Annotated in this window: 6 protein-coding genes; 4 read left to right on the forward strand and 2 right to left on the reverse strand. The window is 39.7% G+C overall.

All coding sequences use genetic code 11. The features are described from left to right. Together AACU59_RS01835 and AACU59_RS01840 are read left to right on the forward strand one after the other, a co-directional pair. Positions 1-1,375 (forward strand): lysine decarboxylase (locus AACU59_RS01835; protein WP_161437579.1); only part of this gene is annotated, 1,375 nt, incomplete at its 5' end. A 3-nt stretch (positions 1,376-1,378) separates the two neighbouring features. Beyond that, positions 1,379-3,886, forward strand: a complete 2,508-nt coding sequence (locus tag AACU59_RS01840) for an AMP-binding protein (protein ID WP_064626257.1) — start codon at positions 1,379-1,381, stop codon at positions 3,884-3,886. Positions 3,887-3,932: 46 nt separating this feature from the next. Here the strand turns inward: AACU59_RS01840 and AACU59_RS01845 are convergent, their stop codons facing one another. Next, the gene (locus tag AACU59_RS01845; protein WP_064626258.1) at positions 3,933-4,793 is read right to left on the reverse strand and encodes a LysR family transcriptional regulator; all 861 of its coding nucleotides are present in this window, start codon (positions 4,791-4,793) and stop codon (positions 3,933-3,935) included. Positions 4,794-5,376: 583 nt separating this feature from the next. On the opposite strand from AACU59_RS01845, the gene AACU59_RS01850 reads away from it, so the two are divergent. Continuing rightward, entirely contained in the window at positions 5,377-6,180 is an 804-nt protein-coding gene (locus AACU59_RS01850; protein WP_069526183.1) for a hypothetical protein, read from the forward strand. After that, positions 6,181-6,615 (forward strand): hypothetical protein, encoded by a 435-nt coding sequence (locus AACU59_RS01855; RefSeq protein ID WP_161437580.1) that lies wholly within the window; start codon positions 6,181-6,183, stop codon positions 6,613-6,615. 212 nt (positions 6,616-6,827) lie between these two features. Here the strand turns inward: AACU59_RS01855 and AACU59_RS01860 are convergent. Next, positions 6,828-7,202 (reverse strand): IS4 family transposase (locus AACU59_RS01860; RefSeq protein WP_272925435.1); only part of this gene is annotated, 375 nt, incomplete at its 5' end.

Raw genomic sequence — 7,202 nt, forward strand, 5'->3', positions numbered from 1 at the left:
ATATAACTCTTTAAATAATGCTAATAAAAAGCTTAAAGGGAGTTTTCATGCGTTACCCATACAAAATCTTGGAAAAACAAAAGATGTCGTAGTGAGTGAGGATTTTAACGCTAGGTTATCTAAGGTAAAAGAACTAGAGCTATCACTTACCTCACCATTTTTCGATAGTTTAACTGATCCAAGTAAAGCTATAGATGAATCAGCGAATATATTGAAAGATATGTATGGTTCTGACTTGTCACTGTTCGTTACGTGCGGTAGCACAATATCAAACAAAATTATAATAGAAGCTATTTGTAAGTCATCTGATAAGGTCTTATGTCAAAGAGGTGTTCATCAATCTATATACTTTTCATTGAAGGCTCAAAATAGTGATGTGAACTATGTACAGGATCTGATTTGCAATGATGATGCTTATATCTACTCTGCTGATACCCAAGGCATAATTGATGCGTTAGTCAGAGCTGAAGAGACTGGAACATCCTATACAACCCTCATCATCAACAGTCAGACCTATGATGGCGTGTGTTTTGATTTACAAGAGTTTCTTCCTGTTGTCTGTGAAAGAGCTAAAGGCATAAAGAACATCGTGATAGATGAAGCATGGGGGGCTTGGTCTACTTTTGATCCTAAGATGAAAGAGAAAAGTGCAATACAAAACGCCTCAACTCTCTCAAAGAAATATGATGTTAATTTTATAGTGACGCATTCTGTTCACAAGTCCTTATTTGCATTGCGACAAGCAAGCATAATCAATGTTTTTGGTTCGGAGGATTGTCAAACTAAGGTTGTTGGTAGTCACTTTCGAAATCATTCCACCTCTCCTAGTTATCCTATTCTGGCAAGTACGGAACTCGCTTTGAGTCATGCTAACCAATACGCAGTACAGTACTCGAATAGAATAAGTGAACAGTGTGAATACCTTAAATCCTTCATTAACGATTTGAGCCTGTTTAGATATCTTAGTTTGACTCTTGAAGAAGAATATCTAATTCAAGACCCGACAAAGCTATGGATAACATGCACCACTAAACTATTAAGCGGCGCTAAAATTCGAGAAATCCTATTTAATAAATATGGGATATATGTTAGCAGATATTCACATAATTCAATTCTTCTAAATATTCATCATGGGATTTCAAATGAATTAATTGGCTTACTGGCTAATGCTCTATGTGAAATAGACAAGAAGTATAAAACCAAAAACAACCTACTAAATATCAATGTCGGTGATATAGCGAATTCATTCTATATTTTATATCCACCTGGGATTCCGATTTTGACACCAGGACAAACCATTTGTAACAACGTAATAACTAAAATTAACCAATCAATTTTTGACGATACATCTCTATTAATTGTTGAAGGGAATTAAATAATGCTTCCAATAGATAAACTAAAGGAAATATCCTCTGCTCGAGGAAATAAAAACGCCGTCATTTTCGGTGACAAAAAAGTCACATGGTCTGAGTTTTATAGAGAGGCATACAAAATCACGGTAAACCTGTCTTCGAAGATAGACAACAATCGTGCCGACCTATGTATGTGTTACATCTCACCGAATTGCCTAGAACTGGTTTACCTAATGTCAGCGGCATCTTCATTAAAGATACCATGCACTGGTATAGACTATACGCAGAATACTGAGAAAATCGAGTCGATGTTGACTTCAACCAATTGCAATATTTTGGTTGTATCATCGTCATACTGTATTGAAAATAATATCAATTTACAGGAACTTGCTAAGCGTGTGACTATCGTTGATTTAGATAGTCAGTTGAAGAATAGCATCAACTTCTGTGAACTGTTAGAAGATACAGAGGATCTGTCGGGAGCAATCAAAGTACAGCATCGTCCTTTCAGAAGTATATCATTCACTTCAGGTACCTCTGGTGTACCAAAAACAGTCGTGCGTAGTAAGTCTTTTGATGCTCGAAGATTTTCATTCTTCACTGCGCGTTACGGCTTCTCTTCCGAAGATGTTCATTTGCTTGCAATGCCTTTGTATCATGCTGCCGGTAGTGGTTGGTCACGATTATTCATGCAGTTAGGCGCTACTATCGTTATCGCTAAACCACATGACACGCTTAATATGGCCAACCTAATTAAAAGTGAATGGATTACTACAAGTGCCATGACTCCCCCACTTTTGAATGATGTGGTCACTCATTATTCTCTAGGTGGTTATGCATCTAATGATAACAATTTAAAATTCATCATTGTTGGTGGTAAACATTTTCACCCACAAGCGAAACTTCAAGCTATCAACGCTCTTGGCCCCGTAATCCATGAGTACTATGGGACAACTGAGACTGGTGTTAATGCACTAGCTGAACCATGTGATTTGATCACTAACCCTACAAGTGTTGGTCGAGCTTATGATGGCAACAAAATCAAAGTGGTCGATCAGAACGGTAACCTGCTTCCAAATCATCAAGTTGGACGCATTGCTATTTCGAGTTACATGAACATGGATGGTTATGGAAACCAAGATTCTGAATATGTCGTGATCGATGATGATAAATACCTTATCACCGCAGAGACAGGCGAAATGGATGCTGATGGAAATATTTATCTGAGAAACCGCGCACAAGGTGAAAGCGCACTAAATGTCTATGAACTTGAAAACGATGTAAGACACCTCCCGGGAATCAAAGATGTAGCGATGATACCGGTCTCAAAGAACTCCATACTTTGTGGGTATGCGATTAACGAGGAGTTTATTGTTGATGACGCCGAATTGGTCAGAAACATTAAGTACATCTGCAAAAAGCTCAAGGTGAAACTTGAAGGTGTTTGCCAAGTCGATTCAATTCCATATTCACCATCAGGCAAAGTTCGTAATGATGAGCTCAAGCAGATGATATTGAATAAAGCGACTGTTCAGCCATCAAAGAACTCGGAATCAAAACCAACCAAAGCGTCGAGCATTTCATTCACACAATTTGTAATAGCAATCTTATGCTTGTTAGGTACTGCTATCTCTTGGGGGGCGATGTTCCCAATAGCGAAGAACGCTTTAACGACAATGGATGCAGTACATATCAGTTTAATTCGATATGGAACCGCGTCTCTCATATTTGTAGCGATATTAGCAGCTAAAGAGGGACTATCATCTTTGTTGCCAGGCAGAGACTTCTTCAAACTATGGTTGTTTGGCTCATTTGGATTCGCAGGTTTCAGTATCTTAGCTTTTGCTGGTCTGGCTTACACTAAACCACAACATGGCGCGATAATTATGGCGCTGATGCCTTTAATCTCAGCTGTTATGATGTGGACACTGAAAAAAATAAGACCTTCAAATTTCACTATTGTATCGATCGTTTTTGCTTTGCTTGGTGTTCTACTAGTGATTACCAAAGGTGATCTTTCAGCTCTATCAGGTGGCAGCTTATTACCAAGCTTGGTTATTCTTGCGGGTGCGTTTTGTTGGGTAACGTATACATTAGGCGCGAGCTACGTAAGTGGATATTCAGTACTACGCTATACCGCGCTGTCCTGTTTCTTTGGTGCATTTACCATCGTATTAGTTGCGTGTTTTACCAACTTCGCTGGAATCACTCAGGCGCCGTCGCTTAACCAAGTTCTAGCAGTTAAATGGGAGTTAATCTACTTGATCACATTTGCTGGTGTGATTGCTGTTTTCTCTTGGAACCACGGAATAAGCACTTTAGGCCCAATCAACGGCGTGTTGTTTATTAACATGGTACCAATTACTGCTTTCACTATTGGCATGTTCAGAGGTGAAACGATCACGAATACTGAGGTTTACGGCGCTGGTATTACAATCCTCGTTCTAGTGCTAAACAACATTTACAGTCGCTTAGCATCAAAGCCTAAAACTGTAAGTACAAATCGCTTCCAGGTACAAACAGCTCAAAGCTAAAAGAACCTCTCCTTTAAAGAAATGGCAGGATACCCTGCCATTTTTATTAGTTTTTCAGCTCATTCTTAAACATTTTCACCAACTCTTCCATGACAAGCTTCTTTGGTGTGGACATTGAAGTCTTCTTCGAAGTGAGCATCCATATCTCGCGAGTAATAGGATTTTCTGGTTCAATCGAACTCAATGAGCTTAAACCTAGTGTTAGTCGTGGTAGAAGTGCAATGCCGTAGCCATGCTCGGCCGCTTTCTTCTGAGCGGATATTGTGTCTGTTTGGAGTTTTATAGCCTTAGTCCCGAACTTTTCAATCAGGAATTTACACTCTGTCAGATGACTGAATTCTGCCGTGTAAGTGATGACATCGACTGGCTCATCGTTTACCAATCGTTCTATCCAGTAATCTGTACCGCACAATACAAACTCTACTTCACCTAGTTTCTTACAAATTGATTCACCCTTTTCAGGAAGATCCAAACGTAATGCGATGTCAGCTTCTTGTTTAGCTATATTCACGTTTCGATTTGATGTATCAATTTCAAATCTCAGTTCGGGAAATCGTGAGTGCAACTTCTTCAGGTTTTCGATGACGAAGTGTTCTGCCAAAAACGGAACCATAGAAATTTTGGCATTCTGATTAAACTTCGATTCAGGCGAAAGAGACTCGGATAGACTGTTGATTTTATCTCTTAGGTCAACCGAACGTTCGTATAAAAGCTTACCTTCAATCGTTGAATTAAATCCATCGCCTGTACGGTTAAATAATTTAAGTTTTAAAGAATCTTCCAATCGATCTATGCGCCTCGAAACTGTCGCGTAATTTACATTCAATCTATTAGCTGCTGTACTTACCTTGCCCGACTCATAAAGCACTAAGAAAAACTTCAAATCATCCCAGTTACTATTGTTCACTTATTGTCCCTTTGCTTAATTTTTATCGAATCCGTTTTTAGAGTATACAATCCATCAATAGGTTGCAAAATAGTCAGTAATAGAGGTGAAGCAATAAAAATGTCCTTCAGGACACAATAAGAGAAGCGAGGATTTTTAAAGTATGCTCGCAGGAAGTTTATAGAGTTAATCCACTCTACAAATAGGTAACTGATGTGAGTTTTTCGGTATTCCTTCTCTATTCACACAACACCCTGCATACGGGACCGCACAGGGCGTTTCAATTAGACTATTAGTACAGCCACTGACTGAAATTTGCCCCAAATCTTGTCTAGCTTAAACACTTAACTAGTTTTTTTTGTCATTAGTTGACCTACTTAGACTAATGATTAAATATGCACTCAGTTTACCATGGTGTGTTAGATCGAAGATGTCTGAATTTTGTGGGTTCGATTGAAAAAGACCTACTTGTCTAACGTTAGGTTACGTCAGGCTTGATCCGTGATGTATGAAAGATCGAAAGAACTAAGCAGAGTATTTTTGACGGACAATTTCTAGTAGAGATTATCTGTCCAGCAACTGTTAGGCATCAGGAGGCTACGAGGTGTATTTTCAGCAATTTCCCGTCACAAAGTGCTGCTTGTGCGGTAACTCCGAAAATTTGACGGGTGAGCATAAAATCAAGGCTGCGGCTTTGCGCAAGGAATTCGGGAAAGAGCCATTGATGGTTGGAGTTTCTGGTGAGTCAAATAGGGCTATGAAATCAGCTCAAAGCGTTAAATCAAAGCATCTTAAGTTCAAAGTAAGAATTTGTGAAACCTGCAATACATCACGCACTCAACAGGCGGATAGAGAGTTTGATCGCTTTCATGGATTAGTGGCTGAGCGGGTCAAGAATAATCAAGAGCCTGTGAGCGTCTTCTCGCCTGAACTTTACTTGGAGGGGGGAGATTCTTATCTGAATATATTCCGTTATTTCGCCAAGTTGTTGTGCTGCCATATCGCTGAAGTGGCTGGCCCTATTCCCACTACACTTGCGGAGTTTGCTATTAGTAGGAATTCTCTCAACCGTATTTGGTTAGAGATAAAAGTCGATCCATTTTTTAGTCATGCATCATCAAATTTTGGGGTCGAGCAGTATGCTGCTCATGGTGGCTTGATTGTAAATGGTGATAAAAATACGAAGGAACTTAACGCATACCGCTCAACGATAACAATAGGGCCAGTTCTATATGTATTTCATATCTGCCTAGAGACTTTTGAAAAAGAAGAATTACAGAAGATATATCCTGATTTTTTAACATTGTGCAAAGCTAAGTTTGAACAGGCTAAAAGCAATCAGGCGTCTGATTGGGATCTTGCGCAGGTGGGGCTGAATACCAATGACGCCATGTTCTTAGAGGACTAAATGGATATCGAAGTATATAAACTTGTAGTACCGCTTTTGGGTGGTTTTGTCGGTGCAGTATTGGGGACTCATTTGGCTTTGTCCCGAACAAAAAAAGAAAAAATCTGGGATGAAAAACGAGAGCTTTACAGCAAAGTCATTGTTGCCCTCGAAGATATCTCGTATTGGGCTGAGCAAGTTCGGTCAGAACACTGCGGTGAATATACAAGTCGCTCTGGTTCTAATATAGAACAGTCAATGAGAGAGGTTCAGAAGTTGGCAGTAACAGGTAGACTGGTAATGAATGATGAGTTTTATGGTCTACTAGTGGCAGTCAATAGCGCACTTCAAAAAGAAAACTTTAGTGTGCATGAAGCCGCGCAAGAGGCTTTTGACAATCCTCAATCAGCTCACCTATTTAGACATGCATTGGCAGTCCGTGACACTGTTCAATAATATCTGCCTAAATTAATTAAATCAGCAAAGCGTGAACTGCCAAAACGAACATAACAAATGTCTAAGGCTTCAACTTACTTTTCCTAATCTGACAGAAACGTTTTAGTGCCGTAATTCTAAATCGTTTATGTCCAATTATATGCTCTAGAGTGGAAGCTGATACCGTTCTGTTCCTCCCCCTTTAAGGGGGAGGTTAGGAGGCTGTCTCTTGATCACAAGTCTGGTGAATCAAGAGACTTAGCCAGTTCATACCCTTCAAGGATGGTTTGTAACCTAAACCATCCTTGCCATAATGTCTTTATAGAAGCACGACCCGTTCGCTTTGTATTCTTCCAACCCCCTAATCGAGCAATACCTCTGTAAGCCCATGATATGTCCGGAGCTTCCTTCGGTAGCCCTTTTCTTTCTAGCTTTAGCCACATTAGCTTCCATGCTTTGCCTTTTAATATCGGCTCACAACTGCTCTTAGATAACTCATCTGATTCATTCATAAATCTCAACTGGAGCAACCGAGTCGCGATAAAAGCCAGAATAACGCTGAGCCTTTCTAAGTTATCTTTGCTTTGCATTCTCAATTGCTCGACTTG

This window comes from Vibrio sp. V23_P3S9T160 (assembly GCF_963886625.1).
GTDB classification, from domain to species: Bacteria; Pseudomonadota; Gammaproteobacteria; order Enterobacterales; family Vibrionaceae; genus Vibrio; species Vibrio anguillarum.

Coding starts and splice junctions, on each gene's coding strand:
- AACU59_RS01840 (WP_064626257.1), top strand. CDS start 1,379: ATGCTTCCAATAGATAAACTAAAGGAAATATCCTCTGCTCGAGGAAAT.
- AACU59_RS01855 (WP_161437580.1), top strand. CDS start 6,181: ATGGATATCGAAGTATATAAACTTGTAGTACCGCTTTTGGGTGGTTTT.